General features: G+C 42.3%; 19 protein-coding genes, 2 tRNA genes, 1 rRNA gene and 1 pseudogene. 15 read left to right on the forward strand and 8 right to left on the reverse strand.

Annotation, left to right across the window (positions count from 1 at the left end):
• Nucleotides 1-78 precede the first annotated feature (78 nt).
• Nucleotides 79-282 (forward strand): annotated as a pseudogene (locus NST39_RS02850) (YesK family protein); the annotation flags it as partial.
• Here the strand turns inward: NST39_RS02850 and NST39_RS02855 are convergent.
• Nucleotides 279-818 carry a GNAT family N-acetyltransferase gene (locus tag NST39_RS02855; protein WP_113768737.1) on the reverse strand — a complete coding sequence of 180 codons (540 nt, stop codon included), beginning with the start codon at nt 816-818 and terminating at the stop codon, nt 279-281. The pseudogene NST39_RS02850 and the gene NST39_RS02855 sit on opposite strands and share 4 nt — an antisense overlap.
• Complete coding sequence (locus tag NST39_RS02860; RefSeq protein ID WP_126741622.1) at nt 815-1,210, reverse strand: VOC family protein; 396 nt, start codon at nt 1,208-1,210, stop codon at nt 815-817. Before NST39_RS02860 ends, NST39_RS02855 begins: the two co-directional genes overlap by 4 nt.
• Nucleotides 1,211-1,403: 193 nt before the next feature.
• Between NST39_RS02860 and NST39_RS02865 the strand changes: the two genes are divergently transcribed.
• The 5 genes from NST39_RS02865 (at nt 1,404) to NST39_RS02885 (ending at nt 4,847) form a co-directional block, all read left to right on the forward strand.
• A complete protein-coding gene (locus NST39_RS02865) occupies nt 1,404-1,946 on the forward strand; it encodes a dihydrofolate reductase family protein (RefSeq protein WP_260406875.1) in 543 nt (180 codons plus the stop codon).
• A 108-nt stretch (nt 1,947-2,054) separates the two neighbouring features.
• Nucleotides 2,055-2,528: a MarR family winged helix-turn-helix transcriptional regulator gene (locus NST39_RS02870; protein ID WP_065097488.1), complete on the forward strand. Its 474-nt coding sequence runs from the start codon at nt 2,055-2,057 to the stop codon at nt 2,526-2,528.
• Entirely contained in the window at nt 2,512-3,135 is a 624-nt protein-coding gene (locus tag NST39_RS02875) for a nitroreductase family protein (RefSeq protein WP_003214133.1), read from the forward strand. Before NST39_RS02870 ends, NST39_RS02875 begins: the two co-directional genes overlap by 17 nt.
• A gap of 17 nt (nt 3,136-3,152) precedes the next feature.
• On the forward strand, nt 3,153-4,205 hold the full coding sequence (locus NST39_RS02880; protein ID WP_341026915.1) for an LLM class flavin-dependent oxidoreductase: 1,053 nt from the start codon (nt 3,153-3,155) through the stop codon (nt 4,203-4,205).
• Between the two features lie 348 nt (nt 4,206-4,553).
• Nucleotides 4,554-4,847, forward strand: a complete 294-nt coding sequence (locus NST39_RS02885; RefSeq protein ID WP_341026917.1) for a hypothetical protein — start codon at nt 4,554-4,556, stop codon at nt 4,845-4,847.
• Nucleotides 4,848-4,880: 33 nt separating this feature from the next.
• Here the strand turns inward: NST39_RS02885 and NST39_RS02890 are convergent, their stop codons facing one another.
• Entirely contained in the window at nt 4,881-5,444 is a 564-nt protein-coding gene (locus NST39_RS02890; RefSeq protein ID WP_341026920.1) for a helix-turn-helix domain-containing protein, read from the reverse strand.
• Nucleotides 5,445-5,555: 111 nt separating this feature from the next.
• Here NST39_RS02890 and NST39_RS02895 point away from each other — a divergent pair, with 111 nt between their 5' ends.
• Nucleotides 5,556-6,143, forward strand: a complete 588-nt coding sequence (locus NST39_RS02895) for a LysE family transporter (protein ID WP_282062219.1) — start codon at nt 5,556-5,558, stop codon at nt 6,141-6,143.
• 4 nt (nt 6,144-6,147) lie between these two features.
• Here NST39_RS02895 and NST39_RS02900 read toward each other — a convergent pair whose 3' ends face one another.
• The gene (locus NST39_RS02900) at nt 6,148-6,699 is read right to left on the reverse strand and encodes a GNAT family N-acetyltransferase (RefSeq protein ID WP_341026923.1); all 552 of its coding nucleotides are present in this window, start codon (nt 6,697-6,699) and stop codon (nt 6,148-6,150) included.
• A 122-nt stretch (nt 6,700-6,821) separates the two neighbouring features.
• On the reverse strand, nt 6,822-7,715 hold the full coding sequence (locus NST39_RS02905; protein WP_341026928.1) for a LysR substrate-binding domain-containing protein: 894 nt from the start codon (nt 7,713-7,715) through the stop codon (nt 6,822-6,824).
• Nucleotides 7,716-7,915: 200 nt separating this feature from the next.
• Here NST39_RS02905 and NST39_RS02910 point away from each other — a divergent pair, with 200 nt between their 5' ends.
• From NST39_RS02910 to NST39_RS02920, 3 genes are all read left to right on the forward strand, one after another.
• The gene (locus NST39_RS02910) at nt 7,916-8,905 is read left to right on the forward strand and encodes an aldo/keto reductase family protein (RefSeq protein ID WP_283924175.1); all 990 of its coding nucleotides are present in this window, start codon (nt 7,916-7,918) and stop codon (nt 8,903-8,905) included.
• 153 nt (nt 8,906-9,058) lie between these two features.
• A complete protein-coding gene (locus NST39_RS02915) occupies nt 9,059-9,244 on the forward strand; it encodes a CsbD family protein (RefSeq protein ID WP_065097483.1) in 186 nt (61 codons plus the stop codon).
• 157 nt (nt 9,245-9,401) lie between these two features.
• Complete coding sequence (locus NST39_RS02920; protein WP_341026930.1) at nt 9,402-10,064, forward strand: O-methyltransferase; 663 nt, start codon at nt 9,402-9,404, stop codon at nt 10,062-10,064.
• 36 nt (nt 10,065-10,100) lie between these two features.
• Here NST39_RS02920 and NST39_RS02925 read toward each other — a convergent pair whose 3' ends face one another.
• Both NST39_RS02925 and NST39_RS02930 read right to left on the reverse strand, forming a co-directional pair.
• Nucleotides 10,101-10,421 (reverse strand): AzlD domain-containing protein, encoded by a 321-nt coding sequence (locus NST39_RS02925; protein WP_111913392.1) that lies wholly within the window; start codon nt 10,419-10,421, stop codon nt 10,101-10,103.
• Nucleotides 10,418-11,143 (reverse strand): AzlC family ABC transporter permease, encoded by a 726-nt coding sequence (locus tag NST39_RS02930; RefSeq protein ID WP_341026931.1) that lies wholly within the window; start codon nt 11,141-11,143, stop codon nt 10,418-10,420. The genes NST39_RS02925 and NST39_RS02930 overlap by 4 nt, the downstream gene beginning before the upstream one ends.
• A gap of 295 nt (nt 11,144-11,438) precedes the next feature.
• On the opposite strand from NST39_RS02930, the gene NST39_RS02935 reads away from it, so the two are divergent.
• Both NST39_RS02935 and NST39_RS02940 read left to right on the forward strand, forming a co-directional pair.
• Nucleotides 11,439-12,314 carry a DMT family transporter gene (locus NST39_RS02935; RefSeq protein ID WP_126742013.1) on the forward strand — a complete coding sequence of 292 codons (876 nt, stop codon included), beginning with the start codon at nt 11,439-11,441 and terminating at the stop codon, nt 12,312-12,314.
• 73 nt (nt 12,315-12,387) lie between these two features.
• A complete protein-coding gene (locus NST39_RS02940; RefSeq protein ID WP_341026934.1) occupies nt 12,388-13,407 on the forward strand; it encodes a S66 family peptidase in 1,020 nt (339 codons plus the stop codon).
• 36 nt (nt 13,408-13,443) lie between these two features.
• On the opposite strand, the gene gltP is transcribed toward NST39_RS02940, so the two are convergent.
• The gene (gene gltP / locus NST39_RS02945) at nt 13,444-14,694 is read right to left on the reverse strand and encodes a glutamate-aspartate/proton symporter GltP (protein ID WP_034620243.1); all 1,251 of its coding nucleotides are present in this window, start codon (nt 14,692-14,694) and stop codon (nt 13,444-13,446) included.
• A gap of 369 nt (nt 14,695-15,063) precedes the next feature.
• On the opposite strand from gltP, the gene NST39_RS02950 reads away from it, so the two are divergent.
• The 3 genes from NST39_RS02950 to NST39_RS02960 all read left to right on the forward strand — a co-directional run bounded on the left by NST39_RS02950 (nt 15,064) and on the right by NST39_RS02960 (nt 16,955).
• Nucleotides 15,064-15,140: transfer RNA gene (locus tag NST39_RS02950), tRNA-Arg, on the forward strand.
• A gap of 11 nt (nt 15,141-15,151) precedes the next feature.
• Nucleotides 15,152-15,225, forward strand: a tRNA-Gly gene (locus tag NST39_RS02955).
• Between the two features lie 181 nt (nt 15,226-15,406).
• A 16S ribosomal RNA gene (locus tag NST39_RS02960) occupies nt 15,407-16,955 on the forward strand.
• Nucleotides 16,956-17,117: the final 162 nt, after the last annotated feature.

The raw sequence follows: 17,117 nt of genomic DNA on the forward strand, positions 1-17,117 counted from the left end.
AGTTGAAACAACATGTTTTGGCTGCAAACCGCTATTTTTACAATTGTTGTATTATGTCTCTCATGATGGGCAGGGAAAAAAGGCAGAAACCGTCATGCGGGTCTGATCCTCCCTATATGCTTTATTCTATTTGGATTGGTTTTATTGATAGCCAGTTTCTTCATTGGCAGATGGGAAGGCATGGCGCTTAGTATATCAAGCGTCTCTATCGTTCTCTCTTCCATGATTTGTTTGATCATCGTCACAGCGATTCAATTTTTTAAAAAAGATGTCCCTTCTTAAGCAGGGGCATCTCCACTGTTCATCTGATTGTATTCTTCACGAAGGATGCCCATGATGATCACATCTGAGTAGGTACCATTGAAATAAAGCGCTTGACGCCTTTTTCCTTCATACTGAAATCCGGCTTTCTCATAGCTTCTGAAGGCTCTCGGATTGTGGGAAAAGACTTCGAGCTCAAGGCGATTGAGTTCTAACGTCTCAAAGGCGAATGCTTGAACCATTCGGACAGCTTCAGTGCCATAGCCTTTTTGGAAATGTTCTGGTCCATGAAGCGCAATGCGGAAGCTTGCCGTATGATTGATTAAATCAATATCCACTATCGCTGCATCCCCAATCATTTCTTTCGTGTCTAACAGACAAATGGCGAAATCTCGTCTGCTGTCATCTTGTAAAAATCGGGTGTAGGCTGAACGAATTTCTTCTAGTGTGAACGTTTTGCGTGTGCCAGTCATGTAAAGTGTTTCTGCATGCTGGCATCCTTTTTGAATCCCCGGATAATCCTGTTCTTCAATCGGTCTCAAAAATAAGCGGGTTATGACGGATCACCCTCCTCTATATATCGAGATATTTCAATTAAATTCAGATCAGGATCACGGATATAAACAGATTCAACCGGACCTAATGTACCTGTGCGCCTGACAGGCCCCTCTTCAATAGGAACCACTTGCTTGCGAAGGTGCAGTAGCAAACTGTCCATATCTAAATCGGTGATAAAGCACAAATCACTAGAGCCTGGAAGTGGGTGAGCCGCTGCTCGCTCATCTTCATGACCAGCTTCATGAAGATTGATCTTCTGTAAACCAAAACGAAGCGCTTTACGGCCTTCTCCAAAGGTTTCTTCCTTCATTCCTAATACGTTTGTATAAAAGCGAATGGTGTCCTCCATATGTTGTACAGTCAACACGATATGATCAAGTCGTCGTATCATCAGTCTCTCCTCCAAGTATGATCATTGATTGAACTGATTTTATTATATCATTACCTGAAGAGGATACCTTATTGAATCACGGTGTTGAAGACATGAAAACGGATGATGAAAAATCCATGTATACTTTGTCTTTCCTTTCTGATACAATCGAAATAGAATATATGTTCTCATTTAAGATAAGGGAGTGATGGAATTGAGTCAGAAAAGGAAGCTGCTTTTTTATGGGGCAATGAGTATCGATGGCTATTTAGCGAGAGAGGATCACAGGCTCGATTGGTTAATAGGAACAGAGGGCGAAGAAGATACGAACTATGATGACTTTTATGCGTCAGTTGATACGCTGATCATGGGGCGAAATACATATGAGCAGGTTCTACAGCTGTCACCAGATGAGTTTCCTTATGAAGGAAAGACATGTTATATCATGTCACGTACTTTACAAGACAGTCTGAAAGGAACTCACATCATTCGCGAAGATATCTTATCATTTGTGAAAAAATTAAAACATGAAGAAGGTCAGCATATCTGGATTGTAGGCGGCGGGGAACTGCTTCAGTTTTTCATCAAAGCAGGATTGGTTGATGAGCTTTACCTTCAAATCGCTCCTGTCATGATTGGAAGAGGCATTCCTCTGTTTTCCCCAGCGGATATAGAATCCAAGTTTTCATTAAAAGAAGTCAAACAATACAAGCAGATAGCTGAATTGCATTTTGTCTTAAAAGAAGAGGATCACTGACCTGAGGTGGTCTTTTTTTTATGAAACAAACTCGTTGACAATCATATATCCTAGTGTTAGGATAAATTTATCCTAGTTTTAGGATTTCTTAAAAAGGGAGTAGTTGCCATGGTGCAGCATGAACATGAATTAGACTTAAGGCTATTCCGCGTGTGGATGAAAGCCTATCAAGCTCTTTTTACAAATATTCAAACAGACATTGAACGATATGATATCGGATTTGAAAACTTTCAGATCCTTGAATTGCTCTATAGTAAGGGGCCACATCCCGTCCAAAAGATCAGCGACATCCTGTCAATCCCAAGTGGAAGCATGACATATGTCGTGAACAAACTAGAAAAACAAGAGCTCGTGAAAAGGCAATGTGCGCCCTCTGATAAACGTGTATTTCATGTATTACTGACGGAAAAAGGAAAGCAATTGTTTGACGACATTTTTCCTAAACACACAGATGTCATTTCACAAAACCTATCCTTTATTGAAAAAGAAGAAAAAGAACAGCTCATTGAATTACTAAAAAAAATTGGTTTAGGTGCAGAACAACTTCACGAAAAGGGGAAACAAGATGACACTCAGCTTTGATACATTGGTACGTGAAAGACGATCCGCATCAAATTTTTTGCCAAATATCTCGATTTCAAGAGAAGAGCTTAACAGCATTTTTGAAGAGGTCAAAATGGCACCATCTGCTTTTAACTTACAGCACACACAATATGTCGTCGTCCAAACAGAAGGTCTCAAAGAACAAGTAAGAGAAGCCGCATTTGGACAATATAAAGTGCATTCCGCCTCAGCAGCGATCATTGTACTGGGAGACCCAAAGGCTTATCAGCAAGCGGCGAACATTTATGAAGGTCTGAAAATGCTTGGCATTTTAAACACGCAGCAATACGAAGAAATGGTCAGAGAGACGATGAGCTTTTATGAACAGAGAGGAGCGGATTTTCAGAAAGAAGAGGCAATCCGCAATGCTTCATTATCTGCGATGCTATTTATGCTCGCCGCCAAAAACAAGGGCTGGGACACGTGCCCAATGATCGGCTTTGACCCTGAAGCAATGAAAAAGGTGCTCAACATCGATTCGGATTTGGTTCCTGTGTTAATGATCACACTAGGAAAAGAAAAAGTAGAGAGCAGACAACCGAGAGGCTACCGAAAGCCTGTCTCTGAATTTGTGACATATTTATAAGATAGGGGGTTCCACTCATGGAACTAGGAATTAGTACATTTGTAGAAACAACACCTGATTTTCAAACAGGAAAAACAGTCAGTCACGCACAGCGTATTCGAGAAGTAGTAGAAGAAATTATTTTAGCAGATCAAGTCAGTCTCGATGTATTTGGCGTAGGTGAGCATCATCGACAAGATTTCGCTGCATCGAATCCCGCTGTTGTCTTAGCGGCTGCAGCAACACAGACAAAGAATATCCGCCTGACAAGTGCAGTGACAGTCCTTTCATCAGCAGATCCTGTTCGTGTCTTTCAGGATTTTGCAACGCTAGATGGATTATCAAACGGGCGTGCAGAAATTATGGCAGGTCGTGGTTCATTTATTGAATCATTCCCGCTCTTTGGCTATGACCTTGATGACTATGAAGAATTATTTGAAGAAAAGCTCGATTTGTTGCTCAAATTACAGCAGTCTGAGCGTGTTACATGGAGCGGAAAGCATCGCCCAGCTATTCAAGATGTCGGCGTATATCCAAGACCTGTTCAAGATCCGCTTCCAATCTGGATCGGCAGTGGAGGAAACCGTGAATCTGTCGTACGTGCTGGATTATTGGGACTGCCTTTAGTACTTGCCATCATTGGCGGAAGTCCTAGACAATTCGCACCGCTCGTTCAGCTGTACAAGCAAGCGGCAGTGCACGCTGGACATGACCCAGAGAAATTAACCGTGGCGTCACATTCGCATGGGTTTGTTGCGGAAGAAACAGAACTGGCAGCAGACCAATTCTTCCCTTCCACACAGCATGTGATGAACACATTAGCAAGAGAGCGAGGCTGGGGACCATATACTCGTTCTACATTTGATGCAGCGAGAACGTTAGAAGGCGCGCTGTATGTAGGAGATCCAGATACCGTGGCAGAGAAAGTGATTCACCTTAGAAAAAATGTGGGAATCACGCGTTTTATGCTTCATGTACCGGTTGGTTCAATGCCGCATGATCAAGTATTAAAAGCCATTGAGCTATTTGGAAAAGAAGTCGCTCCTAAAGTAAGAGAAGAGGTTGCCCGCTGGGAAGCAGAGCAAGCATAACGAAAAAGGTCGATCAAGTGAATAGGCTTGATCGACCTTTTTGATGCTTAAGGATCAATGACACAAGGTTTCACTGTAGGGCATGAAGCAGCAGAAGCAAGTGGTGTGGTCGTCAAGGTGAAGAGGAAAACAAGTTGAAAACAGATGAGCCATTTTTTCATGAAATCACCTCCGTTCACAATTGTTTGACGGAATGAGATGAGGATAAAAGCACAGAAGTATAAAACACTCTCTATCCAACATAAGACAATCATATCATAATTTTCAAAAAAATGAAAAAATATCTTATATAAGTACTGAATTATGGTATGGTTATTATGTTCTACAAAAAAAGGGAGGGGTTTTTTTATGAAAAAGGTCATGTCTTCTGTTTTGGTTGGAGCAATTGTCTTAACGGGTGCTGGGGTCACAACTACTCCAGTGGAAGCAAAGGAGCAAACAAACAATGAAATAACGGCTCAGGCCAGTCGAACTGTTTCAGTAACAAGAACATATACGACATCAAACATCCCAGAAAGTATTGTATATGCAGAGGATGGCTGGGTCGGTATTTTAAAACAAACCTCTATTAAAGAATTAGGATTAGGAAAATATAGTGTTACATTTACTGGAACAGTGGTACGCGATCCAGGATTTAATTAAATAAAATGCAAAGCTGACAGGTGGACAAGCCTGTCAGCTTTTTTCATGAGGATAATAAAGAATCATTTGCAACCGGACCATTTGTTCTCCGGTTTGTTTATATGCATGCGTACGGTCCGCTTTAAAACGAATGGAGTCGCCGGCTTTTAAGTTGTATTGCTCATCACCAATGGATACATTAAGCGTCCCCTCAAAAACAGTGATCAATTCCTCTGTCCCGCCAATGTGTTCATTTGCATGCAGCGACCCGCCAGGATCAATTTCTACTCGGTACACTTCAAATTTCCCCCGGTCATCAAAAGGAAAAGTCGTATATACGCGATATCGCCCATCATCTTCCGTTAAAATCTGTGCATCTTTATTGCGTACTACTTTGATTTCAGGCTGTGGTGCGTGAATGAGCTCACTAAAAGATACCTTTAATCCGTTGGCGATTTTCCATAAAGTCGTGATGGTAGGGGTTGATTCTCCTCTTTCAATTTGTCCAATCATGGTTTTGCTGACACCTGTTAATTCTGCCATCTTTTCGAGGCTTAATTTCTTTTGGTCTCTAAGAAGCCTCACATTTTTAGAAATAATCGATTGTACATCTTCCATGAAAAAAACTCCTTTCTCTATTTACTTTATAAAGACCGAACGTTACAATAAAACGTAACATACGCAATAAAGTAATTAAAGTCTTAATAACGTACAAGGGAGGCGGCAACTATGATTCTTTCTATGTTGATCTATGCTTTTGTGAGCAGCTTTACCCCAGGGCCAAACAACATCATGGCCATGGTTTTTACGAATAAATATGGGGTCAAGCAAACATTTCGATTTTGTTTAGGTGTGGGTATCGGATTTCTCGTTATTTTGTGTTTGAGTTGCTTCTTTAATATCATTCTCTATCAAGTGATGCCGAAAATAGGCTGGGTCATGGCGTTCATCGGAGCTGCATACATGATTTATTTAGCGGTCAAAATCATGAAAAGTAAAGGCGGGGATGACGAAACACTTGATCGCTACAATCATTTTATCCCTGGTATGATGCTGCAATTTATCAACCCAAAAGCGATCTTGTATGGATTGACTGTGATTTCAACATTTGTTTTGCCATATGGACAATCGAATATGCAGTATGTCATATGGACGCTGATTCTCGCACTTATTGGATTTCTCGGTACATTTAGCTGGAGCTTATTTGGTTCTTTGTATAAGCGCTTTTTGACTGCTTACGAAAGACCGTTCCAGTATGTCATGGGGCTGCTTCTAATATACAGTGCGGTTTCAATGGTATGGGGCTATGTGATGTAAGTAGTCAGAAGTTTGGCCGCTGCCTGCCCATCACAACAGTATTGTAATAAAGTCCATCTGCCAGACGTTTATCATTTTTTAATACCCCTTCAATCAGAAAGCCATGGTGCTCATATAACCGAATGGCTTTTTGGTTCGTTTCCAGCACTTGAAGTGACATCTTCTGGATGCCTTGCTGATCAGCCCAGTCAATAGAAGCGGCTAAAAGCTCTTTGCCAATGTGATAGCCCCAAGCATCCTTTTGTATGGCGACGCCAAAAGTCACTTTGTGAGCAGAGCGCTTGAGTGAATGTCCCTCACATCTGGAGAAACCAACAATTTCTCCTTCAATATCAGCGACCAAAAATAAATGCCTGCTTTGTTGGGTGTCATCTTGAATCAACACCTGAAAATCTTTTTCATGAAGAAAGGCTTCGCCTGGCTCACGGTCTAAATATTCTGTTTCACCATCAATTTTCAGTCTGAGAGCTGATAACTGCTTGGCATCGCCAATTGCAGCAGACCGAATACGATAGGTCAAATCACGAACGGTGAATATGTTTTCAGATATAATCATAGAACACCAACCCTTCTTTCCATTATGTCTATCATACCTGAAACGTGTACATAGCAGGTGAAAGCTTTTAAGTCTGTCTTATAGATCATTATTTTTTAATCGAGCTGACCCTGGCTGGATTTTCATGATTTAGACTGAGAACTTAAATAGGCTTCTCTCACAACTGTTAAAAAGTGGTCAGCGACGGTTGATGTTTCATCTTGTCTCCATGAAACATATAAATTTACTTTTGGTGTAGTTTCTTGGATTTTTCTATAAACAACCCCTGAGCGTTTTACGCTTTCTACTGAGGATGGAACCACAGAGATTCCCATTCCTGCAGCAACTAAATTCACAATCGTATGCATTTGAATAGCTTCCTGAACTACGTTTAAACTTATGCTATTTTCCCAAAAGTAGCTGATAATTAAATCATAAAATGATGCACCTAGATGACGTGGAAACATGATAAATGGTTCATTGGCTAATAAATGAATTGGAACTTTGGGAAATGAAGCTAAAGGATGATTTTCTGGCAAAACCAAGCTTAATGATTCCTCACAACAAATTTCTGAGGTAAGTATCTTATTATTTTGGTTAGAACGAATAAATCCTATTTGAATTTCTTTCTTATATAGTGCTTTTAACTGCTGTTCTGTAGCCATTTCACATAAGACAAGATGGATGTTAGGGAAACTATCTCGAAACCTTTTAATAATATCAATCACAATATCAGTAGAATCAACGAAACCGATCGTTAAATGACCTATTCTTCCGTCATCTGCAAGCTGTGTTGCTTTAATCGTTCTATCTACTTGAAGAAGCGTACGGCGGGCTTCTTCTAAAAATACTCTCCCCGAATCTGAAAGTTCAACCTGTCTTCTCGTTCTATGAAAAAGCGTAACACCTAACTCTTCTTCTAATTTGCGGATTTCTTGACTTAATGGAGGCTGTGCCATTTTAAGACGTTCAGCTGCCCGGCTAAAATTTAGTTCTTCAGCAACCATGATAAAATAACGTATTTGTCTCAGATCCATTTTTTATGCCCCCTATAAATTTCACCCTTGCTTATTGTGTAATTGATTACGAAGGATTGTGATTAAACAGTTTTGCGCTTTTTTTATGGAAATATTTTTAATTATATAAAATATATATATATTTATCTGAATATATATATTATACATATTAACGACCTCTTTTTATAATGAAAGTATTCTTTCAAAAGGAGGGCATTATTATGGAATATAGTAAACTTGGAAATAGTGGATTAACAATTAGTAAACTTGCATACGGAAACTGGATTAATCATGGTGGTAAGATAAATGAAGAAACTGCCCATGATTGTGTGAAAGCTGCTCTTGATGTTGGTATTACGACGTTTGATACTGCTGATGTTTATTCAGACACCAAGGCTGAAGAGATACTAGGCAGGTCTTTAAAAGGGATCCGGCGGGAGAGCATTGAACTATGTACAAAAGTATGTCATCCAACCGGTACTGGGAAAAACGATAGAGGATTATCGCGCAAGCATATTTTGGAAAACTGTCATGCCTCTTTGCGACGTTTACAAACGGATTATATTGATATTTACTATGCACACAGGTTTGATCCAACTACACCTCTGGAAGAAACGATGTTAGCTTTCGCAGATCTAGTAAGACAGGGGAAAGTGAACTATATTGGTGTAAGTGAGTGGACAGCAGAACAAATTACTCGAGGGGCAGCGCTTGCACGAGAGCTAAATGTCCCCCTTATCGCCAGCCAACCTCAATACTCCATGTTATGGAGAATCATTGAAAGTGATGTAATACCGACCTGCCAGCGTGAAGGACTTGGCCAGGTAGTATGGTCGCCTTTGGCCCAGGGGATCCTTACTGGAAAGTATCTTCCAGGAAAATCACTTCCGACTAATTCGCGTGCTAACTCATCTGCTGGAAAACCTTTTTTTAAAAACCTTGCTCAACGCTGGATGAATAATAACACCTTAGAGGCGATCCAAAAGCTTAAGCCTGTCGCACAAGAGGTTGATCTTACTCTTGCTCAGCTTGCGATAGCATGGGTACTGCAAAACCAGAACGTTTCTGCAGCAATTATCGGTGCTTCTAGTCCAGAACAGGTGAGGGAGAATGCTTTAGCATCTGAGGTGAAAATTGAAACTGAGATGATGAATCAGATTGACGAAATTCTAGGTGATCTGGTTGAGTACGATCAGAGTAAAACAGGTTAAAGCTTTTAAGTCTATCTTATAGATCATTATTTTTTAATCCAGCCGACCTTGGCTGGATTTTCTTGTTGCTGTAGTTTCTTGGATCGCACACTCAGATGTTTTGTATCTGTGAAAAAGGCTAAATGAATAGTATCAAACGTGGAGGTGGAACAAATGAGTGAAGAAAAAGGACATATGGATAAAGCGAAAGGAAAAACAAATCAAGCCAAAGGTCAATTGAAAGAGAAGCTTGGCGAAGCAACAGATCATCAAAACCTGAAAGCAGAAGGGGAGAAGGATCAAGCCAAAGGAAAGCTTCAAGATAAAAAAGGGGATTTGAAAAATCACCTGAACCAGTAAATCCGATAAATCCGAAAACATGGCACTGCTTCATGTCACCATCATGACATGTCTTTCATCAATAAAATGAATAGATGTGTGAAAAGAATTGATTATACGCGCTCGCTATCATCATGTAGACTCGAGACAGAAGACATGATCAAGGGAGATGGTTGAGATGAAGCAAGTGTGGGAGAAAGTTGACGAGTATATCACAGACAAGTTAATCCCTAAAGATGATGTTATGGAGCAAGCTCTTACTCATAATAAGCAAGCAGGCCTGCCAGAAATTGATGTGTCACCAGCTCAAGGGAAAATGCTTTATTTATTAGCAAAAACCAAGAATGCAAAGCGCATTTTAGAGATCGGGACACTCGGTGGATACAGTACCATTTGGTTGGCGCGTGCTCTTGAAGAGGATGGAGAACTCATCACATTAGAGGCTGTCAGCCACCATGTACAGATTGCGCAGCAAAACATTAGCAGAGCGGGCTTATCGGAACGGGTGAGCATTTTGCAAGGAAAGGCATTGAATACGCTAGCTCAGTTAAAAGAGAGGGATGTGCTTCCATTCGATTTGATTTTCATTGATGCAGATAAACCGAACAACCCGAAATATCTAAAGTGGGCGTTACATTTCTCGAAAAAGGGAACAGTTATTATTGCAGACAATGTCGTCAGAAATGGAGCAGTTGTTCATGACTCTGATGGGGATGAGCGAGTGCAGGGAACTCGTGAATTTTTCAATTTACTCAAACAAGAGTCAAGAATAGAGGCTACAGCCATTCAAACTGTTGGTGAAAAGGGTTACGATGGATTTGTATACGGAATCGTAAAATGAAACAAAGCTTAACCACATGCGGTTAAGCTTTTTCTTTTAAAAAAACCATCTGGCAGTCCCCATCAGCATGACGCCTACAAGAACAGTAAGTGACAAACTCTTTGTCCAAACAGCGATCACGACAGTCGGAACCAAGACAGCAAGGTACATCCAGTGAATGGTGACGCCTGTTGTATTATGAATGAACAAATGCTCTGCAATCAAAGCCGTAAAGATACAAATGGGAATAAACGATAACCACTTAAGCACCACTTCAGGCAACTCGATACTTCGTACAAATATAAAGGGAACGACCCTTGGAATAACAGTGACAATCATACAGCCGAGAATGAGCCACATCATAAAACTGCTGATCATTTATCTGTCACCACCCCAATGGTTGCGACAATCATGGTGGCTAACAGAACAGCCACGTGTGAGGGAACAAAATGAAGCAGAACAAACATTGTAACGACCATATACAAAACAAGTGACAGGCGATGGGTTAATTTACTTTTAGGCACCGTTTGCAAAGAAAGAACCAGCAGTGCAGCAAACATAGCGGAAAGGGCAAAATCAAGACCAAGTGCTTCAGGATTTGAGATCCAGTGTCCAAAAATGCCGCCAAGTACACAGGCAGCAATCCAGCACAAATAAGCCGTTATGTTCAGCCCATGCATCCACCGGTTATTCAGCTTTCCATGCTGAGCTAATTTATTCATGGCTACGCCAAAGGATTCATCAGTCAGCAATAGACCGAATCCAATATTTTGTTTCAAAGAGTAGCGTGTAAAATGAGGAGCCAGCGTCAGGCTGAGTAATAAATGACGCAGATTCACAATAAATGTAGTGAGAATAATAGCGGAAAGGGGACTTCCCGTGACAAGCAGTGCGCAGATAATAAACTGTGAAGCACCTGCGTAAATAAAGATTGATAGAAGCGCAATGTCCCATAAGCTCAACTGTGCGCTAATTCCAACAATTCCAAAGGCAAACCCGATACTCATATAACCAAGTAGGGTTGGCACACAATCTTTTATTCCCTCGAGAAATGGTTCATGTTCCGTGCTGGGAATATGTTTTCTAGCTTCAATATCCAACGACCTCTACTCCTTTTCCAGCATGACCACCTATCGTTTTACTTACTATATGAAAACGAATTCAGCATGTCAATAGCCGCTTATCTTCTATTATATGAAGAAAAAAGGTGACAAAAGGATTGAAGTCAACCAGAATTTGTTATAAAGTATCAGAAAATAAAAAAATTGGAGTGACGACAAATGCTGTGGAAACCTTTGTTTGAACATGATGTTCCAAATGCCCTCCGTCCATAACGGAGAGTGATCTCCGTTTGTGGATATGGTACTCAAAATATCCAATAACGGAGTGGAAATGATGAATGAAAAATATATAGGTGCCCTTTACCTAGCAATCGCAGCAAGTATTTGGGGCGGCATGTACGTTGTTGTCAAAGTAACAGTAGCGGTTGTTCCGCCACTTGAGCTCGTCTGGATGAGATATGCTGTAGCAGGAGTCGTTTTGGTGTTCACCATTTGGCGCTTGGGCTATTCCTTTCGCTTAGATAAAAAAGATATCCCACTTATGGTGTTGATTGGGCTGATCGGAAATTTCCTTTCAATCGTGACCCAAGAAATTGGGACGATGTATACCTCTGCACAAATGGGGGCTGTTATTACATCTGCAACTCCTGCGTTTATGGTGCTGTTTGCTTTCTTTCTATTAAAAGAAGCCATGACTGTTCGAAAGTGCGTATCCATCCTGCTTGCTACAGCAGGTGTATGGCTCATGATTGGACCAGTTGCAGTACAGACAGATGAATTTGTTGGTGGTCTTTCATTGGTCTTCGCTGCTTTAACATGGGCGCTGATGTCTGTTTTACTCAAACGTGTTCCAGGAAAGTACCCTCAGGTGGTGACAACCACATATGCGATCATCATTGCATTCATTGTTTTAACACCGCCTGTATTATTTCGTTTACCTCACCTAGAAGTGGAACAGATGGCAAGGCCGGAGATTTGGGGCGGTATTCTTTATCTAGGCATCATCTCAACAGCTCTAGCATTCTTTTTATGGAATAGAGGGCTTCAATTAATGGATGCCTCAAGCGGTGGTTTGTTCTTTTTCTTTCAACCGATCGTAGGTGCCGTTCTTGGCTGGCTGCTTTTGGGAGAAGAAATGGGATTACGCTCATTCATTGGCATTCTATGTATCTTTGCAGGTGTCTATACTGTGCTGCGTCAAAAGGAATAAAAGAAGATGTCCCTTGTAATAGGGGGCATCTTCTTTATAAATGAGAGATTGAGAGAGGATGGAGGGAAATAGGATGATACAATTTCCACAATTACAAAAAGGACAAACAATTGGCGTCACAGCACCATCCTCAGGTGTACAGCCATCTTTGCATGACATGTTTCAGCTCTCATGCGAACGAATGAAAAAAAGAGGTTATGATGTCATATGTGGAGAGACGGTCTGGAAGCAGGAAAAGGCGAAATCTGCCCCTGCCGTAGAACGAGCAAAGGAGCTTCAGTACATGATGACATGTGATGAGATTGATCACATCATCCCGCCATGGGGAGGGCAGCTTCTAATGGAAGTGCTAGAGCACCTTGATTTCTCATCGATGCACAAAAAGTGGATTCTTGGTTACTCAGATACGAGTGCACTCTTGCTGGCATTTACATTAAAAACAGGCATTGCTACAGCACATGGCCCAAACTTAGTGGATTTACGAGGGGAAGAGTCTGATCAAACGACTGCTATGTGGGAAAAAGTGCTTTCCACAGAAGAGGAGATGGACATTGCTCAGTTTTCTTCATATAAGTATCAAAAGGAATGGCAGCATGACACCCCGAGTCAACATGTCTTTTATTTAACAGAGCCTACAAGATGGCGCACGGTTCATCCACAGGAGATGGAGATGAAGGGGAGACTGATGGGGGGCTGCATTGATATCATACGCCATTTAGCGGGGACTCCTTTTGGAGACGTCAAAGCTTTTCAGGAAACATTCATAAAAGGTGAACCGATTCTCTGGTACTTCGAAAACTGCGCATTAAATGCTGCAAGCATGAAGAGATCGCTTGTTCAATTAAAACTAGCCGGGTGGTTTGACCACTGTTCAGGTATCATGTTCGGGCGAAGTGCAGTAGATGTGCCTGTGGAAGGGTATCAGTATCATGATGTATATGAAGAATTACAAAAGGAATTACAAATCCCCATTTTTTACGATATAGATTGTGGGCATGTCCCGCCGCAAATGACGCTAATTAATGGCGCATATGCAGAAGTGCAGCTGCAACCTCAAGGCAAAGCAGTCCTAAAGCAATCATTTTTATCATAAGAAAAGGAAAGGGGAAGCCCTTTCCTTTATATAACACTACATTCCTTTGGTTTCCTCACCTGCTTTTGGAACTTCCCAAGCAGACTCGCGGAATACTTTTTCCCATTTCGATACGACAATACATGCAACGGCATGACCTGGAACATTCACACCTGTTCGTGCCATATCCATAATTCGATCGACACCGGCGATAATGGCGACACCTTCTGCTGGAAGACCTACTGCATGGGCGGTTGCCAAAAGTACGACGAGTGAACCGGATGGCACCGCTGCAATCCCTTTACTCGTTAACACAAGAACAAGCATCATCAAAAGCTGCTGTGACAAACTCATGTCGACACCAAACGCTTGTGCAAGAAACACACAGGAAACCGATAAATATAAACTGGACCCATCACAATTGAGAGAAAGACCAGATGGGATGACAAAGGAGACAATTCTTTTCGGACAGCCGTATTTCTCCATTCGTGACATAAGCTGAGGAAGGACGGTTTCTGTACTTGTAGTAGAGAAGGCAACCAAGAACAAATCCCAAATCATTTTTAAAACTTCGAAGTAGTTAAAACGGAAGATCAGTGCGACCAGAGGGAACAAAGCAAAGAGAATAATGAATAAACCTAAAAATACAGTCCCAACAAGCTTCATCATCGGGATTAATAACACAATGCCATATTGACCAACAGAAGCAGCCATTAATGCAAGCACTCCAATAGGTGCTGTCACCATGACCATCTGCGTTAGCTTAAACATAATTTGTGCCACTGATTCAAAGAAGTTGAGAACAGGAGCGGATGCCTTACCGATACCGCTTGCCGCTACACCAAATAATATGGCGAAGAAAATGACAGCAAGTAAATCATTTTGAGCCATGACATCGACGATATTCGTTGGAATGATATCGAGTACCATTTGTTTAAAGTCGACGACTTTCTGCGTATAGCCATCTAATTCACCAATATCTTTCTTAGCTAACTTAGAGAAATCAAGACCAACGCCAGGCTTTAGAACATTAGCCAGCAATAGACCAATTCCTAGAACGATGGTTGTGATGACCTCAAACCAAATGATCGTCTTTAATCCTAGGCTGCCCATTTTCTTCATACCACCACTGCCAGCTGCACCAATAACAATGGTAGAGAAAACGATAGGAACAACGATCATTTTAATCAACCTGATGAATCCATCTCCAATTGGCCTGAGAGCCATCCCGAAGTCAGGAAAGAAATGGCCGATAAGAGCTCCTATCACCAAAGCGATCATGATTTGAAAAGCGACGAACTTTTTCATCATCTCCTACCCCCTTTAAATGCTTGAAAAATTTTAAGAATTTTCCAATAAATAAAAATTCTATGTGACCATGTTTTGTCCTCCTTTGGATTTAGAAAGATTTTATTTAAGAATCATTGGGATTATGAAGAAAGGGAAGAAAATAGGGCTATTGCAACTCTATTTAACTAAGAAAAAACCACTTCTTAAAAAATATGAAACTTTTTTAGAAAAATGTATTGACCCTTTTATGTGATCCATGGTATATTTTTATTCGTCGCTGATGACGTATTTGAAACAAAGATATTCAAACATATGCGATAAACAAATCTCAAAAAGATGTTGACTTGATAAAAACGATATGTTAAGATAATTAAGTCGCCTGATTAAGCGCCCGTAGCTCAATTGGATAGAGCGTTTGACTACGGATCAAAAGGTTAGGGGTTCGACTCCTCTCGGGCGCGCCAATACAAACCACGCGGGTGTAGTTTAGTGGTAAAACCTCAGCCTTCCAAGCTGATGTCGTGAGTTCGATTCTCATCACCCGCTCCATTTTTTGAAATATGATCTTTGAAAACTAAACAAGACAAAACGTACCTGTTAATTCGAGTATTTATAAAAAAATCCTATGTTATATCATAGGTAGTCAGTCAAACGCTGACGAGGCAGGAAATGATCACATGCTAAGTTCGCTACATCGTGTAGCAACGCATGTGTGATATGCATCCTGCATACCTCGGAGAGTTTGATCCTGGCTCAGGACGAACGCTGGCGGCGTGCCTAATACATGCAAGTCGAGCGAACAGAAGGGAGCTTGCTCCCGGATGTTAGCGGCGGACGGGTGAGTAACACGTGGGTAACCTGCCTGTAAGACTGGGATAACTCCGGGAAACCGGAGCTAATACCGGATAGTTCCTTGAACCGCATGGTTCAAGGATGAAAGACGGTTTCGGCTGTCACTTACAGATGGACCCGCGGCGCATTAGCTAGTTGGTGGGGTAATGGCTCACCAAGGCGACGATGCGTAGCCGACCTGAGAGGGTGATCGGCCACACTGGGACTGAGACACGGCCCAGACTCCTACGGGAGGCAGCAGTAGGGAATCTTCCGCAATGGACGAAAGTCTGACGGAGCAACGCCGCGTGAGTGATGAAGGTTTTCGGATCGTAAAGCTCTGTTGTTAGGGAAGAACAAGTGCGAGAGTAACTGCTCGCACCTTGACGGTACCTAACCAGAAAGCCACGGCTAACTACGTGCCAGCAGCCGCGGTAATACGTAGGTGGCAAGCGTTGTCCGGAATTATTGGGCGTAAAGGGCTCGCAGGCGGTTTCTTAAGTCTGATGTGAAAGCCCCCGGCTCAACCGGGGAGGGTCATTGGAAACTGGGAAACTTGAGTGCAGAAGAGGAGAGTGGAATTCCACGTGTAGCGGTGAAATGCGTAGAGATGTGGAGGAACACCAGTGGCGAAGGCGACTCTCTGGTCTGTAACTGACGCTGAGGAGCGAAAGCGTGGGGAGCGAACAGGATTAGATACCCTGGTAGTCCACGCCGTAAACGATGAGTGCTAAGTGTTAGGGGGTTTCCGCCCCTTAGTGCTGCAGCTAACGCATTAAGCACTCCGCCTGGGGAGTACGGTCGCAAGACTGAAACTCAAAGGAATTGACGGGGGCCCGCACAAGCGGTGGAGCATGTGGTTTAATTCGAAGCAACGCGAAGAACCTTACCAGGTCTTGACATCCTCTGACAACCCTAGAGATAGGGCTTTCCCTTCGGGGACAGAGTGACAGGTGGTGCATGGTTGTCGTCAGCTCGTGTCGTGAGATGTTGGGTTAAGTCCCGCAACGAGCGCAACCCTTGATCTTAGTTGCCAGCATTTAGTTGGGCACTCTAAGGTGACTGCCGGTGACAAACCGGAGGAAGGTGGGGATGACGTCAAATCATCATGCCCCTTATGACCTGGGCTACACACGTGCTACAATGGACAGAACAAAGGGCTGCGAGACCGCAAGGTTTAGCCAATCCCATAAATCTGTTCTCAGTTCGGATCGCAGTCTGCAACTCGACTGCGTGAAGCTGGAATCGCTAGTAATCGCGGATCAGCATGCCGCGGTGAATACGTTCCCGGGCCTTGTACACACCGCCCGTCACACCACGAGAGTTTGCAACACCCGAAGTCGGTGAGGTAACCTTTATGGAGCCAGCCGCCGAAGGTGGGGCAGATGATTGGGGTGAAGTCGTAACAAGGTAGCCGTATCGGAAGGTGCGGCTGGATCACCTCCTTTCTAAGGATATATGGAGCAGCGTGCGTTTTCGTCTTGTTTAGTTTTGAAGGATCATTCCTTCAAGACATGTCTCTAGCGAGACAGGATTGTTCTTTGAAAACTAGATAACAATAAGTAATACATTCACATTGAATGCAATGCAAAGTTCATCACACATAGTGA

The organism is Bacillus sp. FSL W8-0645 (assembly GCF_038007905.1).
Lineage (GTDB): Bacteria > Bacillota > Bacilli > Bacillales > Bacillaceae > Bacillus > Bacillus pumilus.

What these genes read in the sequence shown, in the direction of transcription:
- NST39_RS02860 (WP_126741622.1), bottom strand. Translation starts at nt 1,210, where the DNA reads ATGATACGACGACTTGATCATATCGTGTTGACTGTACAACATATGGAG.
- NST39_RS02870 (WP_065097488.1), top strand. Translation starts at nt 2,055, where the DNA reads ATGGTGCAGCATGAACATGAATTAGACTTAAGGCTATTCCGCGTGTGG.
- NST39_RS02875 (WP_003214133.1), top strand. Translation starts at nt 2,512, where the DNA reads ATGACACTCAGCTTTGATACATTGGTACGTGAAAGACGATCCGCATCA.
- NST39_RS02880 (WP_341026915.1), top strand. Translation starts at nt 3,153, where the DNA reads ATGGAACTAGGAATTAGTACATTTGTAGAAACAACACCTGATTTTCAA.
- NST39_RS02885 (WP_341026917.1), top strand. Translation starts at nt 4,554, where the DNA reads ATGAAAAAGGTCATGTCTTCTGTTTTGGTTGGAGCAATTGTCTTAACG.
- NST39_RS02890 (WP_341026920.1), bottom strand. Translation starts at nt 5,444, where the DNA reads ATGGAAGATGTACAATCGATTATTTCTAAAAATGTGAGGCTTCTTAGA.
- NST39_RS02895 (WP_282062219.1), top strand. Translation starts at nt 5,556, where the DNA reads ATGATTCTTTCTATGTTGATCTATGCTTTTGTGAGCAGCTTTACCCCA.
- NST39_RS02900 (WP_341026923.1), bottom strand. Translation starts at nt 6,699, where the DNA reads ATGATTATATCTGAAAACATATTCACCGTTCGTGATTTGACCTATCGT.
- NST39_RS02905 (WP_341026928.1), bottom strand. Translation starts at nt 7,715, where the DNA reads ATGGATCTGAGACAAATACGTTATTTTATCATGGTTGCTGAAGAACTA.
- NST39_RS02910 (WP_283924175.1), top strand. Translation starts at nt 7,916, where the DNA reads ATGGAATATAGTAAACTTGGAAATAGTGGATTAACAATTAGTAAACTT.
- NST39_RS02915 (WP_065097483.1), top strand. Translation starts at nt 9,059, where the DNA reads ATGAGTGAAGAAAAAGGACATATGGATAAAGCGAAAGGAAAAACAAAT.
- NST39_RS02920 (WP_341026930.1), top strand. Translation starts at nt 9,402, where the DNA reads ATGAAGCAAGTGTGGGAGAAAGTTGACGAGTATATCACAGACAAGTTA.
- NST39_RS02925 (WP_111913392.1), bottom strand. Translation starts at nt 10,421, where the DNA reads ATGATCAGCAGTTTTATGATGTGGCTCATTCTCGGCTGTATGATTGTC.
- NST39_RS02935 (WP_126742013.1), top strand. Translation starts at nt 11,439, where the DNA reads ATGAATGAAAAATATATAGGTGCCCTTTACCTAGCAATCGCAGCAAGT.
- NST39_RS02940 (WP_341026934.1), top strand. Translation starts at nt 12,388, where the DNA reads ATGATACAATTTCCACAATTACAAAAAGGACAAACAATTGGCGTCACA.
- gltP (WP_034620243.1), bottom strand. Translation starts at nt 14,694, where the DNA reads ATGAAAAAGTTCGTCGCTTTTCAAATCATGATCGCTTTGGTGATAGGA.